At 34.3% G+C, this 18,071-nt stretch carries 21 protein-coding genes; 18 read left to right on the top strand and 3 right to left on the bottom strand.

Annotated elements, in window-relative coordinates; translation table 11 throughout:
• Positions 1-35: 35 nt before the first annotated feature.
• The 15 genes from ACYSNW_RS10605 to ACYSNW_RS10535 all read left to right on the top strand — a co-directional run bounded on the left by ACYSNW_RS10605 (position 36) and on the right by ACYSNW_RS10535 (position 11,296).
• Positions 36-983 (top strand): nucleoside hydrolase, encoded by a 948-nt coding sequence (locus ACYSNW_RS10605; RefSeq protein ID WP_461744471.1) that lies wholly within the window; start codon positions 36-38, stop codon positions 981-983.
• A 63-nt stretch (positions 984-1,046) separates the two neighbouring features.
• Positions 1,047-1,958, top strand: a complete 912-nt coding sequence (rbsK, locus tag ACYSNW_RS10600; protein WP_461744470.1) for a ribokinase — start codon at positions 1,047-1,049, stop codon at positions 1,956-1,958.
• A gap of 201 nt (positions 1,959-2,159) precedes the next feature.
• On the top strand, positions 2,160-2,801 hold the full coding sequence (locus tag ACYSNW_RS10595; protein WP_461744630.1) for a beta/alpha barrel domain-containing protein: 642 nt from the start codon (positions 2,160-2,162) through the stop codon (positions 2,799-2,801).
• A gap of 3 nt (positions 2,802-2,804) precedes the next feature.
• A complete protein-coding gene (locus tag ACYSNW_RS10590) occupies positions 2,805-3,287 on the top strand; it encodes a PTS system mannose/fructose/N-acetylgalactosamine-transporter subunit IIB (protein WP_461744469.1) in 483 nt (160 codons plus the stop codon).
• An 18-nt stretch (positions 3,288-3,305) separates the two neighbouring features.
• Positions 3,306-4,055, top strand: coding sequence for a PTS mannose/fructose/sorbose/N-acetylgalactosamine transporter subunit IIC (locus ACYSNW_RS10585; RefSeq protein ID WP_461744468.1), 750 nt, complete (start codon positions 3,306-3,308; stop codon positions 4,053-4,055).
• A complete protein-coding gene (locus ACYSNW_RS10580) occupies positions 4,052-4,888 on the top strand; it encodes a PTS system mannose/fructose/sorbose family transporter subunit IID (RefSeq protein WP_461744467.1) in 837 nt (278 codons plus the stop codon). Before ACYSNW_RS10585 ends, ACYSNW_RS10580 begins: the two co-directional genes overlap by 4 nt.
• 12 nt (positions 4,889-4,900) lie before the next feature.
• Complete coding sequence (locus tag ACYSNW_RS10575) at positions 4,901-5,833, top strand: phosphoglycerate dehydrogenase (RefSeq protein ID WP_461744466.1); 933 nt, start codon at positions 4,901-4,903, stop codon at positions 5,831-5,833.
• 10 nt (positions 5,834-5,843) lie between these two features.
• Positions 5,844-6,251: a PTS sugar transporter subunit IIA gene (locus ACYSNW_RS10570; protein ID WP_461744465.1), complete on the top strand. Its 408-nt coding sequence runs from the start codon at positions 5,844-5,846 to the stop codon at positions 6,249-6,251.
• A gap of 16 nt (positions 6,252-6,267) precedes the next feature.
• Positions 6,268-7,152, top strand: coding sequence for a 4-hydroxy-tetrahydrodipicolinate synthase (gene dapA, locus ACYSNW_RS10565; RefSeq protein ID WP_461744464.1), 885 nt, complete (start codon positions 6,268-6,270; stop codon positions 7,150-7,152).
• Between the two features lie 108 nt (positions 7,153-7,260).
• Positions 7,261-8,328 carry a PucR family transcriptional regulator gene (locus ACYSNW_RS10560; protein ID WP_461744463.1) on the top strand — a complete coding sequence of 356 codons (1,068 nt, stop codon included), beginning with the start codon at positions 7,261-7,263 and terminating at the stop codon, positions 8,326-8,328.
• A 12-nt stretch (positions 8,329-8,340) separates the two neighbouring features.
• Entirely contained in the window at positions 8,341-8,811 is a 471-nt protein-coding gene (locus ACYSNW_RS10555) for a PTS sugar transporter subunit IIB (protein WP_461744462.1), read from the top strand.
• A gap of 18 nt (positions 8,812-8,829) precedes the next feature.
• Entirely contained in the window at positions 8,830-9,417 is a 588-nt protein-coding gene (locus tag ACYSNW_RS10550; protein WP_461744461.1) for an SIS domain-containing protein, read from the top strand.
• Positions 9,418-9,599: 182 nt separating this feature from the next.
• Positions 9,600-10,478, top strand: a complete 879-nt coding sequence (locus ACYSNW_RS10545) for a helix-turn-helix transcriptional regulator (protein WP_461744460.1) — start codon at positions 9,600-9,602, stop codon at positions 10,476-10,478.
• 56 nt (positions 10,479-10,534) lie between these two features.
• Entirely contained in the window at positions 10,535-10,909 is a 375-nt protein-coding gene (locus ACYSNW_RS10540; RefSeq protein WP_461744459.1) for a VOC family protein, read from the top strand.
• Positions 10,910-10,921: 12 nt separating this feature from the next.
• Positions 10,922-11,296: an MmcQ/YjbR family DNA-binding protein gene (locus tag ACYSNW_RS10535; RefSeq protein ID WP_461744458.1), complete on the top strand. Its 375-nt coding sequence runs from the start codon at positions 10,922-10,924 to the stop codon at positions 11,294-11,296.
• A gap of 121 nt (positions 11,297-11,417) precedes the next feature.
• On the opposite strand, the gene ACYSNW_RS10530 is transcribed toward ACYSNW_RS10535, so the two are convergent.
• From ACYSNW_RS10530 to ACYSNW_RS10520, 3 genes are all read right to left on the bottom strand, one after another.
• Positions 11,418-11,993 (bottom strand): GNAT family N-acetyltransferase, encoded by a 576-nt coding sequence (locus ACYSNW_RS10530; protein ID WP_461744457.1) that lies wholly within the window; start codon positions 11,991-11,993, stop codon positions 11,418-11,420.
• A gap of 140 nt (positions 11,994-12,133) precedes the next feature.
• A complete protein-coding gene (locus ACYSNW_RS10525) occupies positions 12,134-13,057 on the bottom strand; it encodes a DUF7916 family protein (protein WP_461744456.1) in 924 nt (307 codons plus the stop codon).
• Positions 13,058-13,107: 50 nt separating this feature from the next.
• Positions 13,108-14,382 carry a PTS sugar transporter subunit IIC gene (locus tag ACYSNW_RS10520; RefSeq protein ID WP_461744455.1) on the bottom strand — a complete coding sequence of 425 codons (1,275 nt, stop codon included), beginning with the start codon at positions 14,380-14,382 and terminating at the stop codon, positions 13,108-13,110.
• A gap of 487 nt (positions 14,383-14,869) precedes the next feature.
• Between ACYSNW_RS10520 and ACYSNW_RS10515 the strand changes: the two genes are divergently transcribed.
• The 3 genes from ACYSNW_RS10515 to ACYSNW_RS10505 all read left to right on the top strand — a co-directional run bounded on the left by ACYSNW_RS10515 (position 14,870) and on the right by ACYSNW_RS10505 (position 18,057).
• Positions 14,870-15,691: a PRD domain-containing protein gene (locus ACYSNW_RS10515; protein ID WP_461744629.1), complete on the top strand. Its 822-nt coding sequence runs from the start codon at positions 14,870-14,872 to the stop codon at positions 15,689-15,691.
• 113 nt (positions 15,692-15,804) lie between these two features.
• The gene (chbG, locus tag ACYSNW_RS10510) at positions 15,805-16,569 is read left to right on the top strand and encodes a chitin disaccharide deacetylase (protein ID WP_461744454.1); all 765 of its coding nucleotides are present in this window, start codon (positions 15,805-15,807) and stop codon (positions 16,567-16,569) included.
• Positions 16,570-16,638: 69 nt separating this feature from the next.
• Positions 16,639-18,057 (top strand): PTS transporter subunit EIIC, encoded by a 1,419-nt coding sequence (locus tag ACYSNW_RS10505; protein ID WP_461744453.1) that lies wholly within the window; start codon positions 16,639-16,641, stop codon positions 18,055-18,057.
• Positions 18,058-18,071: the final 14 nt, after the last annotated feature.

Below are 18,071 nucleotides of genomic sequence, written 5' to 3'. Positions count from 1 at the left end.
TATATAAATGAATGAAATTTGGAGGCGGACAAAGAATGAAAAAAATAATTTTGGATTGTGATCCTGGTCATGATGATGCAATGGCTTTATTGATGGCGTTGGCATCAGATGAAATTGAACTATTGGCAGTTACAACTTCTGCTGGGAATCAAAAACCTGAAAAAACATTTGCTAATGCAAAAAAATTATTAGCATTAGCTAATAGAGAAGAGATTCCTGTAGCTAAAGGGGCTAATAAACCATTGCTTCGAGACTTGATCATTGCAGAAAATATTCATGGAAAAACAGGCTTGGATGGTGCCGAATTACCAGAACCTTCAGTTCCGGATTTAACAATTCCTGCCAATGATTTGATTGCTAATATGTTGAGAGATTCTGAAGAAAAAATAACGCTGGTAGCTACGGGACCATTAACGAATATTGCTATTTTTCTATTGTCTCATCCAGAATTGAAAGAAAAGATTGAAATGATTTCATTTATGGGCGGTGCTTGTTTTGGAGGCAATTATTCATCGCATGCCGAGTTTAATATCTATGTTGACCCTGAAGCTGCGAGTATCGTTGTTAACTCAGGTGTGCCGATTGCAATGTTTGGCCTGGATGTAACCCTTAAAGCACAGCTATTTGAGAATGATATTAAAGAAATTAGAGTAATTGGGAATCCTGTAGCGACAACGATGGCAGACTTACTAGACTTTTTCAATTTAACAACCACGGTTCCTTTTTGGGCAGATAAAGATCATGTGGAAGGAATCCATATGCATGATCCTTGTGCGGTTGCTTATATCATTGATCCAACATTATTCACGGTTTATCCAATGAATGTTCAAGTAGAAACAAGTAATGGGTTATCATTAGGAAGTACAGTTGTTGATTACGATAATATATTTAATAAAGAGAAAAATGTTTTAGTCGGATTTGATGTAGATTTGCCACGTTTTCGAGAGTTGACGATGAATACGATGAAGTATTTCAATAACTAAACGGGAGGCAAGAAAACTGTCTATTCAGCAATTATTTATTGAATAGAGATGAGAGGGAAATGTATGAATAGAGTAGCGGTAATCGGGAGTATAAATTTGGATACTGTATTGAGAATGGAAGAATTGCCTAAACCAGGTGAAACTGTTCATTCAAAAGAAGTTTTTACAAGTGGTGGTGGAAAAGGGGCCAATCAAGCCATTGCTTCGCAGCGAAGCGGCGCTGAAACATATTTTATTGGAGCTGTAGGGAATGATGAATCTGGCGAATTATTGTTAGATTTGTTGTCTCAGGAAGGTGTGGATATTTCACAAATAAATAGATTAGAGAAGGAACGGACGGGTTCGGCCATCGTGATGGTAGATGATCATGGTGAAAATAGCATTATTATTCATTCAGGGGCCAATAATCATGTGAATTTGAAAAATCGTCAAGTCATCGAAACAATTGAAACGAGTGATTTTTTAATTTCGCAATTTGAAATCAATATTGATGTAATTATTGAAGCTTTTAAAATAGCGAAAAAAGCGGGCGTAAAAACGATTTTAAATCCAGCACCAGCAATAAAAGAAATTCCTATTTCCTTGTTAGAAAATACAGATATTTTAATCCCAAATCAAACTGAAGCAGAAAGCATTACAGGAATCAAGCTAGATAGCCAGCAGCAATTAGAAGCAGCAGGAAAAGAAATGCAAGACTGTGGTATTGATGCTGTAGTAATCACTTTAGGACAACAAGGCGCGTACTATCTTACAGATACTATGAGTGGAATTGTACCTGCACAACAAGTTACAGCTATTGATACAACGGCCGCTGGAGATACATTTATTGGTGCATTGGCCGCTGTTTTACGAAAAGATTATCAAAATCTACAAGCAGCAATCAATTATGCATCACACGCTTCAGCAATTACAGTGCAACGATTAGGAGCACAACCTTCGATACCTTACAAAACTGAAATTGAAAACACTTTGTAAGATAGAGAAAAAATAGAATAACATTATGAATCACTAATAACTGAATGGATAAGAAATGTTATCGAATCCTTTGGTTTTTGGTGATTTTCATTTTCTTAATGGTCCCCAACAACAAAAAATGCAGATTTTTTTTGTTGTTGGGGACCATATCTTTATTTTTCTATTCATGTGAAAATAAGGATCAGGAGGCGAGATAGAATGATAAAGAAAGCAACAATAACGAAATTTTTGTATGATGTAGGAGCGTTGGCGATCGTTAGAACGGATTCTTTTGAAAGGGCTTGCGAAATTGCTGAAGGATGTATGGCAGGCGGGATCCCAGTAATGGAAATGAGTTATACCTTAAGCAGTGCAGGAGAAATGATCGAACAATTAAAGAAGAAATATGGGGATAAATTATGTGTTGGTGCTGGAACAGTACTTGATTCAGAAACAGCTAGACATGCAATTTTAAAAGGTGCAGATTTTATTATAGCGCCTAATTTTGATATTCAAGTTGCCAAAACATGTAATCGCTATCAAATTCCTTATGCACCTGGTTGTACCTCATTAACTGAGGCGGTCGATGCTTTATCGGATGGAGTAGGGTTTATTAAAGCATTTCCTATTTCTGATTTCTATGGTCATGGATTAGTTAAAGTCTTTAAAACTCCGATTCCAGATATGCCAATTTTGGCAAGTGGCGGAATCACGTTAGAAAATTTACATTTATGGTTAGAAAATGGCGTCGATGTTTGTGGTTTTGGTTCATTGCTAACAAAAGGAACAACGGAAGAAATTGCTGGAAATGCAAAAGAAATTTCAAAAATAATAAAAAAATATCGAATGGGTAGTGAGGGATAAATTATGGGGATTGCATTAACAAGAATCGATTTTCGTTTAATTCATGGACAGGTGATTACTCGTTGGCTTAAGCAGTGTGATATTAATGAAATTGTAACAATTGATACCGAATTAAGTAAAGATAGTTTTATGCAAGATGTATTTAAAATGGCGGCACCTAAAGGCGTTAAAATCAGTGTGCTATCTTCTGATGCTGCAATCGAAGCGCAACGTGAAGGAAAATTTGAAAAAAATAGAGTCTTGCTACTATTTAAAAGTGTAAAGGAACTAAGTAAATGTGTTCAAGATGGCTTAGTTTTAGAGGAAGTACAAGTTGGTGGGTTAGGTGGGGGACCAGGAAGAAAAGCGGTAAATAATGCCATCACATTAGACCGAACAGATGCTGACTTGTTATTAGCTTTAGAACAAAAGGGAATTCATGTTTATTTTCAAACAACACCAGATTATCCATCAGAAACGTTAAAAAATGCTGTCGCGAAATTATAAAAAGGAAAGGAGATTATTATGGTTATTCAATCAGCGTTAGTTGGTCTTATTTATTGGATTGCAATGGGGAGAGCGCAATATTTCTTCTCATTTGCATTTAGAAAACCCGTTGTTTTGGGTGTGTTTATTGGGTTGGTTTTTGGAGATGTTCAACAAGGTTTATTATATGGAGCAACGATTCAATTGATTTATATGGGAGGAATCGAAGCAGGTGGGAACATCCCAAGTGACCAAGCTTTAGCAGCATGTATTGCGATTCCAGCCGCTTTGTTAAGTAATTTAGATGCTAATGCTGCGGTTGCATTAGCGGTTCCGTTTGGCGTTTTAGGGGTATTAATCAACAACGTTAGACGAACATTTAACTCTTTTTATAACACAAGAGCGGATAAACTTATTGAAGAAGGAAAGTACAACCAATTATCAACCTTTTCCTTTTTAATTCCTTGGTTAACAAATGGCGTGCTCTATTTTACACCTGTTTTTATCGCAACACTTTTCGGTGCCAATGTCGTGAAAGCTTTTATTTCCGTTATTCCAGAATGGTTGATGAACGGATTATCTAATGCAGGAGGGATGTTGCCAGCTTTAGGTTTTGCATTGACGCTAGTTGTAATGGGGAAAAAACAATATTTACCATTTTTTGTATTGGGATTCTTTATGTATTCAGTGATGGGTTTTTCAATGTTAACAGGCGCCGTTTTTGCTGTTTGTATTGCAATGATCAGCTCGTTATTTAAACAAAATTCTGATGAGGGGGAATATGTATGAGTGAAGTGAGTACAGTGTCAGAAAAGAAAGTTACTCGTTTAGATTTGTTAAAAGCATGGTGGAAATGGTGTTTAGCTGTCGAAGTGCCTGTAAGTTTCGATAGAATGCAAGCGCTAGCATTTAGTTATTCAATCAATAAAATTTTGCAAAAAATTTATAAGGATGATCCAGAAGAACTACAAGCGGCGATGAAACGCCATGTGCAAATGTTTAATACCAATGCTGACTGGGGAAGTGTGATTCACGGAATCATTATTTCGTTAGAAGAAGAAAGAGCGATGGGAAATGAAGAAATCACACCAGAAGTGATGGAGTCGTTAAAAATTGGCTTAATGGGTCCATTAGCTGGAATTGGCGACAGTGTTGATCAAGGAATTGTTGCAACGATTCCGTTAGCTATTTTCGTACCAATGGCGTTAAATGGATCAGTATTAGCAGCATTTATTCCTGCTTTGATTTATCTTGCTTGGTCTTATGGCTGGTCATGGTTTTTGTTCAACAAAGGATATACATTAGGGAAAAATTCGGTCATGAATATTCTGCAATCAGGAACAATCAAAAAAGTAATCGATATAGCTAGTATTGTTGGCTTATTTATGATTGGTTGTTTATCGGCGGCTTATGTGAAATTTTCGACGGTGCTTGAATTTGCTAATGATGCAGGGAAAGTTTCATTACAGGAAATTTTGGATGGAATGTTGCCAAATCTTTTACCGTTTTGTTTAGTGATGGCGATGTATTTATTTATCATTAAAAAAGGACCTAAGTATTTGTATATTATCTTAGCTACGATGGTCTTTGCTATCGCACTAACATTTTTCGGGATTATTTAGGAGTGAAAATGGATGAAAGTATTAATTACACCACGTGGTTTTGCTACGTATGGACAAGAACAAATTAAAAAAATGCAACACTTAGGAATTGAGGTTCATTACAATGATACAGGACTCGCTTATACTGCTGATACGTTTTTAGAATTAGCAAAAGATGCAGACGGAATCATTGTAGGCGTTGATTTAATTGATAAAGAGTTTATTGATAGTTGCCCCAACTTAAAAGTGATTTGTAAATTTGGAGTGGGGACGGATAATATTGATGTAGCGTATGCTGAGAGTCAAGGGATTTATATTGGTAAAACCATTGGCTCTAACTCGAATGCTGTTGCTGAACATGTAATGAGTTTAATCTATTGTGCTTCGAAGAATTTATGGACAACAATCAAAGAAGTGAAAAGTCATCAATGGAATAAACCAACGGGTGTTGAAATTAGAGGGAAAATCTTAGGAATTGTTGGGTTTGGCGCGATTGGAAAACATTTAGCGAAACAAGCAGTAGGCGTAGGAATGACTGTTCAAGTAAATGATGTTTTTCCAATCTCAACGGAAACTTTGGACGAGTACAGCGTTGAAAAAGTCGAACTAGATCACTTGCTTGAGACAAGCGATTATATCTCACTACACCTACCGCTAATTAATAATACCAAAAATATGATTTCAACGGAAGCATTTAGAAAAATGAAACCATCTGCGTGCTTAATTAATACAGCTCGAGGTGGAATTGTGGATGAACAAGCTTTGTATCAGGCATTAGTGAGTGGGGAAATAGAAAGTGCTTGTTTCGATGTGTTCAGTGAAGAACCGCCTGCTAAAACAGAGGCCCTATTAACGTTAGATCAATTTTTATTAACGCCACATATAGCGGCAAGAACTGTTGAATCAGAGCAAAGAACCTGTGAGCTTTCGACCAAGATTGTCATTGAAAAATTAAAAGTAATATAGGAGAGAGAAAATGAGTGGATTAAATATAATCGTTGCAACACACGGGAGATTTGGTGAAGAATTAGTTAAATCGGCAGAGATGATTATTGGTGAAACAAATAATGTATACGCTTTGTCCTTATTGCCAGAAAAATCATTTGAAGATTTTTATGAAGAAACAAAGGAAATTTTTACTGAAATCGAGGGACCAACGATTGCTTTGGTTGATTTATTTGGAGGAACACCTTCGAATGTTTTAACTGCATTGACACAAAAATATGAACACAAAGTAGTAAGTGGTCTAAATTTACCATTATTTATTGAGTTATATATGAAAGCAACTTTGTCAGATACGATTGATTTAGATCAATTGATTGAAGAAAGTCAAACTGTTTTTACCGAAAGTTTTGTTTTAACAAATGATCGCTTAGCAGATTAGTAAAGGAGAAATGAAAATGTTTGATGGAATTATTACCCCAATAGTGACACCATTTAATCGAGACAAGGATGAAACCATTAATTTAGAAGCGATGAAACAATTAGTTGATCATTTAATTGATAAAGGCGTTTCTGGAATTTTTCCTTTAGGTAGTAACGGTGAATTTCATGTGTTAGATAGTGCTGAAAAGTTGGCTTTTACACAGGCCGTAATTGATCATGTGAATAAACGGGTTCCTGTTTATGTAGGAACAGGAGCTTGTTCGACGAAAGAAACTATTTATTTATCTAAACAAGCCGAATTAATGGGCGCAGATGCTTTGTCTGTGATTACGCCTTACTTTATTAAACCGAATGATGAAGAATTGATTGCTCATTTTACTGAAATAGCCAATAGTGTTACAATACCTATTATTTTGTATAATATTCCGAAAAATACCGGGATTACTATTTCTAAGAAGGTCTTAAAAGAGCTTGCTAAAATAGAAAATATCAAAGGAATTAAAGACAGTAGTGGTGATTTAGAAAACTTAAAGGACTATATTGCTGTGACTGAAGGAACGCAAATTAGTGTTTTGGTTGGTTCTGATTCTAAAATTTTGGACGGTTACTTATTAGGTGCTTCTGGTGCTATCGCAGGAACGAGTAATTTGATTCCTTCCGTTTTAGTAGACTTAGATCGTGAAATTCGTGCAGGAAATATAGCGAATGCTGAAGAATTACAGTTGAGTATTGAAGAATTAAGAATAGCTTTGAAATTAGGAACCGTACCTGCTATTTTGAAACGAGCAGTGGAACTGGCTGAAATTGCGGAAGTAGGGCCAGCTAGAAAACCTGTACAAGCTACGACCGATGAGACAGATGAAAAAATAAAAAAAATGCTCGCATACTATCACTTATAGCCAACTATGAAAAGTCGGGAAAGCAACTGTTGTCCTTGAGAGTTAATGATGTATAATTTTGTAGTTTTATAAGATAATACTCTTAAATTAGAATTTTTGGTGATTAAAATGAAATTGAATCAAATTTTTGAGGAATTTATTCATGTAGTCCAGGAGAATCCCGACTATATTATTGGGTTATTAGATAAAAAAGGAATGATTATTTCTTGTAGTATTGAAGCAAAGAATGGTAGTCGAGTGAATCTAACAGAGTTGGATTCAAATAGTCGAATTTATGCGATAGAGATTAAAGGAAGTAGTTATGGGTATCTCTGGATTAATGGACCTAGCCAAGCCATTAACATGGTAGGGAATATTTTATTCGATTCTTTGAAGACACGAATTCAATATGAAATCAATCAACAAACGGCGAAGAAAAGTTTGTCTGTAGAGGACCAAATTATTAAAGAATTACTGAAAGAAGAGCGCTCTAACTATCATTATTTAGAAAAATTACTAGAAAAGGTACAGTTCGATCTTTCGTTACCGAGAATTTCAATTGCTATTACAAAAGATGAAGAATTTGACCGTGATGAGATTATGGGGCTCAAATATAAAATGAATGATAAGAGTACCATTTATTCATTGATTACTAGTCAATTTTTATTGATTTTCAAATCGGTGCCAGAAAATTTGAATGATAAAAGTTTATTTGGATATATTTCGGACTTTATCAATGAATTGATTGAATGGGGCTTATCGGATTGTTATTATGCAATTGGTACAATTCAAATGGATCTCGACTTATACCGTTTGAGCTATAAACATTGTCTATGGTTGAAAGAAAATATTTCTATGAATAAAGACAACCCCCTTTATTTTGAAGATTATCTTTTTTCATATGCTGCTTCCAAAAACTCACCCCAAACAATGGCATCGATTTTTGATTATTATAAGAAAAAAGCGACTCAAATAGATATAGATGAGCTTATTATTATAGTTGAAGAACTTTATTCAAATGATTTTAGTGTTAAAAAAACAGCAGAACTATTGTTTTTACACAAAAATACGTTGTTATATAAAATTAAGCGGTATGAAGAATTATTTAGTATTGACATTAGAGGAAGTTTTCATGGGAAAATGTTCATTTACTACTTAGCCAATTTTCTTAAAGACGAAAAAAGTAGAAAGCCGTAGGTGTATGAAAAGATGAGTCTGAAAATAAAATTAGTTCGTGTGGATAATCGATTATTACATGCTACTGTTGCTTTAAATTGGAATAGTTTTGTCAATGCTAATTTTATTGCTATTGTGGATCCTAGTCATATAGACGATCCTTTTTTAACGAAAGTATTGCAATTGAGTTTCCCGAAAAAAGATGGGGTGGGAATTTTTTCTATCGAACAATTGTTAGATTTTTTAGCACAAGACAGAGATGAAAAATGTAATTTAATGATTATTTTTAAAAATTTAGATATTTTAAATGAAGCGGTCGAGAAAGGATTCCAAGTCAAAGAAGTTCAACTTCCTTATCCTGCAAGTAGAGTGCTTATTAAAAAGTTAGATGCGTATTTTAGCGAAAAAGAAATTGATATGATCCGAAAAATGCAAAGAAAAGGGGTCAACTTTTATTTACAAACGGCACCTTACGATTCTAAAGATTATACAATTTTTAAGTAAAAAGATCGGAGGTCAAGCATGACAATAAAATTTGAAACGATTATTAAAAATGAAATCGCTCAATTATTTGATACCTTAGATATGGAAGCTTTAGAAAAAGCAAAGCAACTAATTTTAACAGCGGAAAGTCAAGGTGGACGTGTTCACATAACAGGAATTGGAAAACCGTCGTATGTTTCTGGTTACATTGCTTCTTTGTTTTCTTCTACAGGGACACCGACATATTTTTTAGACGGAACAGAAGCAATTCACGGTTCAAGTGGACAAGTTAAACCAGGAGATGTGGTTATCGCAATCTCTAACAGCGGAGAAACCGAAGAGTTGCTACGATCTGTTCGAACATTGAAAAACAACGAGGCTATAATTATCGGTGTGTCTAGTAGCAAGGAGTCTTCTTTGAGTCTACTAGCCAATGAAAGTTTATGTACGTTTACTGAAAATGAAGGAGACGATTTGAATAAGCCTCCTAGAGCATCTATAATTAAACAAACACTCTTGTTACAAGTATTATCTATTTTACTTCAGGAAGCCAAAAATATAGGTCCGAAAGAGTATGTGAAATGGCATCCCGGTGGAGCAATCGGGAAATCTTTTACAAATCAATAGAATTGAAATTTTTTGATTCCTAAAAAAATGATAGAGAAAAAAGCTGCAATTTATGAGAAATCTTTTTTGATTTTCTATAAATTGTGGCTTTTTTTTCAGGGAATAAGTTGATTTTGGAATGATTTCAGAAACCCAAGGACAAGCTGATTTATATGCTATACTTAATCAAAAGGGGGGAGACAATGAATCGCTTATTTGAAATAGTTTTACTATTGATTGACCATAAAAAAATGACCACTAAACAACTCGCAGACTATTTTGAAATCTCTCAAAGAACTGTTTTAAGAGATTTAGACAAATTACTTGTAGCAGGAATTCCGATTGAAACGAATCAAGGTTATCAAGGAGGAGTGTCACTTGCAAAGACTCACCGTTTGGCCATCGATTTTATGAGTAAACAAGAAAAAGAAGCCTTAGTAGTTGGTGTAAAGGCAATCGATAGTGTTCAAGCCAACCCCTTGTTACCGATTGTCACAAGAAAAATTTTTCAACACCTACCAGATGAAAGACCAATGATGGAAATCGATTTGTCCTCATGGTATGGCAATAGTCTAAAAACTAAAATTGAATCAATCAAAGATTGTATTTCTCAACAACAGAAATTGTCATTTCTTTATTATTCAGAAGCAGGAGATAAAGAGAAAAAAGTCTCTCCTTATCAACTTGTTTTTAAATGGGGAAATTGGTATTTAAAAGGAATTTGTGAGGAAAATCTAGATTACCGTTTATATAAATTAAATCGTATGGATCAACTAGAAATCATTGCTGAAACAGCTTATTCATTAGATGAAGAAACAGAAACTGATGATTATTTTGAACAAATTAATTTTCAGGTTTATGCTCGATTTAGCAAAAAAGTAAAAGCACAGTTGATTGACGATTTTGGGAAAAATTCGTTCACAGAAAAAGAAGAAGGTCTTTATTTTAAACAAGGATTTACGAATAAATGTTACTTGATTCGTTGGCTTTTAGGTTTTGGTGCAGAAGTAGAAATTTTAGAACCACAGGAAATCAGAAATGAATTGAAAGAAATCAGCCAAGCAATAAGTGAACTTTATTAATATGACAGTCAGTTGTCATATTTCTTTTGGTAAACTAATTTGGAGGAGGTATTCAAATGAAACTTTCAATGGTTGGAATTATTGTTAAAGAAATGGAACGAGCAATTGCATTTTATGACTGTTTGGGATTAGTAGTTAGTGAACGATTTGGTGAAGAGTATGTGGAATTAAGTAATGCAACGATTCGCATCTCATTAAATACTCAATCAATGGTCAAAGGAGTCTATGGTTTTGAACCAAATCTATCTGGTGAACGACTTGAGTTAGCTTTTGAACTAACAGATAAAAATGAAGTCGATGCATTGTATCAAAAAATCAAAGACAATGATTATGCAATAATCAAAGCACCATGGTCTGCGCCTTGGGGACAATATTATGCATTAGTGGCAGATCCAGATGGGAATATTTTGAGTTTATTTTCGAATAATTAGGAGGAAAGAAATATGGAAGTCGATATTCCGAAAAGACAAGCCGAACTGATTACTTGGGGTGAATCGAAAAAAGGAGCAGAAGTCTACTTTAGAGAGGATTGGGATTGCTATTATTTTTCTTTACTAGGAAAATGCTACGGGATGATGAATAATGAGTTGATCACGTTGAAAGGACCTGTGACAGAAAATGAACAGCTAAGAGAAATGTACCAAGATATTATTCCAGGCTATTATGCGAATAAAGCGCATTGGAATTCTATCTATCTGAAAACAACTGAATTGACAGTTGAAGAATTAAAGCAGTTTATTGATCGTTCCTATCAGTTAGTTTTTCAAAAATTGACGAAAAGGGATCAGCAGAAAATTAATGAGTTGCCGACCGATTGATTGTGCGATGTACTTATTTTCATAAAGAAGAACTAAAAACAGCGTGCCTTAATGAGTGATTCGAACGACCACTCATGTAAAGGGATGCTGTTTTTAGTGATTGATGGAATTATTTTTATCGTTATAATGATTCGATAAAATGGTCTGGATAAGTATTCCAATAGTCCATGTAAATACGATTCTTGTTTTTATCCAAATTCATTTGATAAAGCCGAAAAGTGACTAGTTTATTCTTAGGTTGCCACTGTTCTTTGTAAGAGTATTGATAGTTGAATCCAAGCTTTGTCATGACAAGACCGCTTGCTTGATTATAAATATCGTGGGTGGCAGTTAGATAAGTCCAACCTTGATTTTTTAGAAAATGGATTACAGGTAGACAAGCTTCTGTTGTAATTCCTTGATTCCAAAATTTTCTTAATAATCCATAACCAAAATCATGGCTAGCTGTTCCGTTAATCGAGATGTATCCGATTGGAGTGTCATTCTCTTTTAAACAAATGACGAAGTAGTAGCCATTTTGTTCTTTATAATGTTTTATTTTGGTTTTATAAAAATCTTCGGTCTCTGCTATAGTTTTTATCGGGAACCATGGCAAATAAGTATTAACTTCTTCATCTGATAAAATTTTGTAGAGTGCTTGCATGTCGCAACTATTTTCTTTTATTTCTCTGACAATTAATCTTTCTGTTTCAAGCATAGATTCATCCTTTTTATTTAATTTTAGAGGAAAAGAGCTTGAGACGAAAGTCAATCACTTTTGATTCAATCTCTTTATCCTCGTAAGTTTACTGCCAGTTATTATCAATTGCGATGTTTAATGACGATAAGATAAAATATTTATCTATTTACGGAACGGGCAAAACGTGAAACGGTATGTCGTTTCCCTCTGATGGCATCAGAAAGTTCTTTGATATTTTCAATTCCAACAAGGCCCATGTTTGCATCACCGATATGCTGGATATCAATACCTAATACTTTATTTCTGATAGCTAACTCACGAATCGTTTGAGGATCAGAGCTTTCCTGAGAAGTTCCAATAGCACTCATAACAAGTACATTATTGGCATGAGCGAGTTCTACTACTTGGCGAACTTGTTCGTCACTAATTCCCCAAACTGTTCCGACAGCTGGAACTAGAATAATATCAGCACCAGCTTCAATAAATTTTTTAGCTGATTCTGTACTAACAACAGGTTCATCCACTCCTGAACTATGCATTTTACCAGCTATAATGACACCTTCGAAATGTTCTTTAGCGATTTTGATATTTTCTTCAATTAGTTTATTTGTTACCCCAGTACCTGGGTTACCTGTTAAAAGAATGAAGTCTAATCCTAACTTATTAGCTTTGATAAAGCTATCTTTAGAAGCTTGTCTTCCTTTAGCAATAGTCAAGCGAGTAGAGGTCATCGTAGCATCGTCATCTACAGGTTCAAGGTTTGCTCCGATAGGAAGACCAACGATATGTTTCAAATCTTCAATTGCTGATTCATGAGGTTTGGCAGTATCCAAAGTGAATTCTTTGTCATAGAGTCCTAGTATAATCGGTTCATTTACATCAAATGCATTTAATAAAATCATGTCAGCACCATAAGCACGTGCTAACTCGCTTGAAGTGATGTCTCCTACAATTGAAGGATGAACGACTACATTTTCACTTAAAATAACCCTTCCTTCACTCGCTTTGATACTTTGAAGTAAATCGTTCTTTGAAAAATTTTTGATTTCACTCGCATTAGCACTGATTAATCGATTGACCATTTTGTTACCACCTTTATTTAGTATTTTTTTGTAGTTTGTAGAATATATTTTTATCCGATAGTTCCTTCTCTTTGTTTTCTATCGACTGCCAAGAAAAATGGAAGATAACAGAAAATGTCGACTGCTATAATAATGATTTGCCAAATCACTCCGGTAATGCTACCTGTGGCGATGTATCCACTAACAAGCGGTGGAGTTGTCCAAGGTACAGCAATCCCAATAGTTTTGTGAAGTAAGCCAGTAGACATTGCAAAATAGGTGATAATGACATTTACAACTGGCGTAAAAACAAAAGGAATCAAGAATGCCATATTCAACATGATTGGCATCCCAAACATCAATGGTTCACTGATATTGAAGATATTTGGAACAACACCAACAGCTTTCATTGCTTTAGATTCTGGGCTTCTTCCCCAGAAGAAAATAGCTAAAGCTAAACCGAATACTGCTCCACCACCACCGATATAAACAAACATATCAAAAAACTGTGTAGTAATAATATGTGGTAATTCTTGACCAGCTTGCATAGCAAGACGATTTGCATCTGTGTTTGCTAGAAAAATAGGTGCTGTTACAGAACCAACGATATTTCCCCCATGAATTCCAACAAACCAAAAAAGACTGTTAAGCATAACGGTGATTATAGCACCAAAGATGTTCCCACCAATGAAGCCTAAAGGGCCAGCCAAAATTGTCGCTAATAATTCATGACTATTTTCGAATGGAGACAAATCAATAGCTAAACTACAGACAAATGCTAAAGCTAAAATCACAGCTCCAGGAATAATTGCGACAAAGCTGTTACTAACTGCAGGTGGTACACTGTCTGGCATTTTAATGATAATTTTACGATTTACGAACCATTGGAAGATGTAAGCTGAAATAAGTGCAACAACAATTGCGATAAATAATCCTTTACTTCCTAGATAAGTGACAGGAACTCCTTCGCCTAAATCACTAATAATATTAGGTGTTAAAACTAACCAGGCGGACATAGATAAAACTCCAGCAGTAGTACCATCAACGTTGTACTGTTTAGCCATACTGCGACCAATCCCAAATGCTGCAACAAGTCCCATGATACCAAATGAGGAATTTACTACGTGATTAATTGCATTTGTCAGTTTTCCATCTAACAGTGTAGCTAAAAATTCTGGCCAACCAACGATTGGAAAACTACCAATAATAAGAAAAATACTACCAATAATTATCAAGGGCATAGCTAAGGCGATTCCATCACGGATAGCAATTAAGCCTTTGATGTTTCCTAATTTTGCTGCAGTGGGCATTAAATATTTTTCCATCCAAGCTTCGACCTTTTTCATAATTCTAACCTCCTAGTTTTTTTTTGGTATATACCTTAATTAAATGATAGCGCTTTCTTATCGTGGTGTCAATGGGATTAGCAGCTTTATTGGGTGTTCGAAATGATTATCTAATAGATTTTTTTTTGTTATTAAATGTACTTTTAAGTGTTTCTTGGTTAAGAAAAAATAATTATAAGTTAAAAATAAATGTTATGTCTTTTTATGATTTATGTAAAAAGTGTAGGGAATATAAAGTAGAAACTTATTTTATTTGATAAAATCAAAAATATGGTTTGACAGCGTTTACAAATGATGCTATAGTACTGTTTATAAACACAGGGTGTAACTATTAAATTAGGCACGACCTAAGATTTTTTTCTTAGGTCGTTTTTGTGCCTAAAAAATTTAGTTAGTGTGAAGATAAAAATGGGAGAAGGATAATATGTAGCGAACTGAAAAGGGATAATTTCACTTAGCTTTCTGAAGAAGGAGAATGTTAATGGGGATGAGTATTACAAAAAAAATAAATCACAATGTTGTTTTAGTAGAGGATGCTGGAGTCGAAAAAGTTGCTATGGGCAAAGGAATTGGATTCTCTGCCGTCATTGGGGGAGAGTTTGATGAATCAGCGGCAGATAAAATATTTGTACTGGATTCCAAAGAAAAAACCAAATTATTCAGTGAGTTAGCAGCTCAAATTCCGTTAGAATTTATTGAGTTTTCAGAAGAAGTCATTCGTTTTGTCCAGTCGAAAATTAGTATCACATTAGATTCGAATATTTATATTGCTTTAACTGATCATATTTATTTTGCGATTCAACGAGGAAAAGAGAATAGTCAAGTAACAGCTATTATGTTACCTGAGATGAAATTGCTGTATCCTGATGAATATTATGTATCAAAAGAAGTTGTTGAGATGATCAATCAGCGTTATGGAACAATACTTGGAGATAACGAGGTTGGTTTTATTACTATGCATATTATTAATGCAGAATTAGGGGAAAAAAATAGTTTAAATAGTTTGAAATTATTAGAAATGACGACCGAAATTTTACAATTATTAGAACGAGAATATTTTATGGAGATAGACAAAGATTCGTTGTTGTATCATCGTCTAATGATTCATGTTAAGTTTTTAGTCAAGCGTTTGATTTACAAAGAGCAAGTGCCAGATGAAGATTATTCTTTCTTCAATGAATCTTTTATTAAAAGTTCTCCATATAAAACAGCAACTTATATTACAAAGATTATAAGTGAAAAATATGGACTTGAAATTAAAGAAAATGAAACTATTTACTTAGCGATTCATCTTGCAAGAATTAAATGAAAACGATTTAGGGTGTTACTATTCGGTAGGCGCGACCTAATAAGTATTTTTAGCAGTAAGCTATTAAGATACTTATTAGGTTGTTTTTTTATAAAAAAGAAAAGAGGATTTAAATGGGAAAAGTAATAATAAATTCAGATGATTTTGGCTACAGTCGAGGAGTAAATTATGGGATTATTGATACCTATCAAAAGGGAATTTTAACATCGACAACATTGATGCCAAATATGTATGGATTTGATCATGCAGTAAAACTTGCTAAGGAGTTTCCAGATTTTGGTGTGGGTGTCCATTTAACACTAACTTGTGGCAAACCGTTATTACAGAATTTGAGTAGTCTGATTGATGAACAAGGTTTTTTTAAAAAGTTACCATTTTATGAACATGAATTTGAAATCGATCTTGATGAATTATACCAAGAATGGAATGCTCAAATACAAAAAATTTATCGAGCAGGAATTGAACCAACGCATCTTGATAGCCATCATCACACTCATACTTTTGCACAAAATCAAGAAATTATTGTTTTGTTAGCTAAAAAATATGATTTACCAGTTCGAGGGAATTTTGAAAAAAAAGCACAAGTTCGTCATGTTGACTATTTTGAACCATTTTTTGATGATGTAGGAACGCCAAATCAAGAAGAACAATTTGAAGAATCATTAAATAATTATCTATCAAAGTTATTGACGCGATTGCGAACAGAAAAAACGACAGAGATTATGTGTCATGCTGCTTATATTGATCAAGAATTATCTCGTGGTTCAAGTTTTATACAATCTAGAATCAATCAAGTTAATTTTTTAATTCACTCAAAATTTGCTACCGAAGTAAGCCATGATAAAGAAATAGAACTGATTACTTATCGTGATTTGTAAAAAGGGATGATAGAATAGAACGTTTATAGTAAAGATTTATTGAGTTTAATTCTAGATAGGAGGAAGAAAATGACAAATTTTAAAGCAAATATACAAAAATTAGGTAGAGCAATGCTGTTACCTGTGGCAGCTATGCCACTTGCTGGGTTGATCTTACGTTTATCTGCAGGCGATATGTTCAATATTCCAGTTTTGGGAGCTGCCGGAAATGCTGTTTTTGGTAATTTAGATATTCTTTTTGCGGTGGGGGTAGCAATTGGTTTTGCAAAAACTAAAGATAAAGGCATCCCGGCGTTAACTGGATTTTTAGCGATTGCTACGCTAAAACAAGGTCTAGAAATTATGAATCCAGATGTCAGTATGGGGATATTTGGAGGGATTATTTCTGGATTGATTGCTGCTTGGACGTACAATCGTTTTAAAAACCAAAAATTACCACTTGTTTTCTCTTATTTTGCTGGAGAAAAATTTCCCTTAACAATGGTTATGATTATCCAAACGGTAGCATCTGTTTTTTTGGGAATAGTGTGGCCTGTGATTCAAGCAGGAATTGACAGTTTTGCAAAAATACTGGTTGATATGGGCGCTTTAGGTGTTGGAATCTTTATGTTTTTAAATCGTTTATTGATTCCTTTTGGTCTTCATCATGTGTTAAATACGTATGTTTATTATGATTTAGGTAGTTATACAAATCCTAGTGGAGAAGTATTTCGCGGTGAGATGACACGCTTCATAAATGGCGATCCGCAAGCGGGGTTATTTTTATCTGGATTTTTTGTAGTGATGATGTTTGGGATTCCTGCGATTTGTTTGGCGATTTATCGCGCTGCTTTTAAAGAAAATAAAGAGATGGTTAAAGGCATTATGGGAAGTGGAGCGGCCACTTCGATTATTGCTAATATAACAGAACCAGTTGAATTTAGTTTTATGTTTATTTCGCCAATGTTGTATGTTATTCATGCTTTTTTTGCTGGTCTTGCAGGGATTGTTTGTTACTTACTCAATATCCGAATTGGTTTTACTTTTGGTGCGTGTATTGTTGATTATTTGATTAATTTTAGGATTGCTACAAACCCAATTTTGATTGTACCAGTTGGAATAGTGTTTTTTATTCTTTATTATTTTACATTTTATTATTTGATTACTAAACGAAACATTCCGACTCTAGGAAGAGAAACCACCGCTGAATTTAATGAAGAAGTAAATGAAGGGAAAGAAGAAACTCTCTCCTTGGCAAGTAAAAACTATGAATACATGGCGAAAAAATTACTTGATGCATTTGGAGGGAAGGAAAATATTGAAGATGCTTATAGTTGTAATACACGTTTGAGAGTTGAGGTTAAGGATAACAACGTTGTAAATGAGCAACGGATTAAACAATTAGGGGTTAGCGGACTGATTAAACCGACTGAGAGAAACTACCAAGTGATTATTGGTTTGGAAGTAACATATATTATGGCAGAATTTGATAAATTATTAGAAAAGTAAGGACCGGTGAAAAA

The organism is Enterococcus sp. LJL99 (assembly GCF_054871725.1).
The sequence above is the reverse complement of the archived record's forward strand: the minus strand, read 5'-3'. Positions and strand labels throughout refer to the sequence as shown.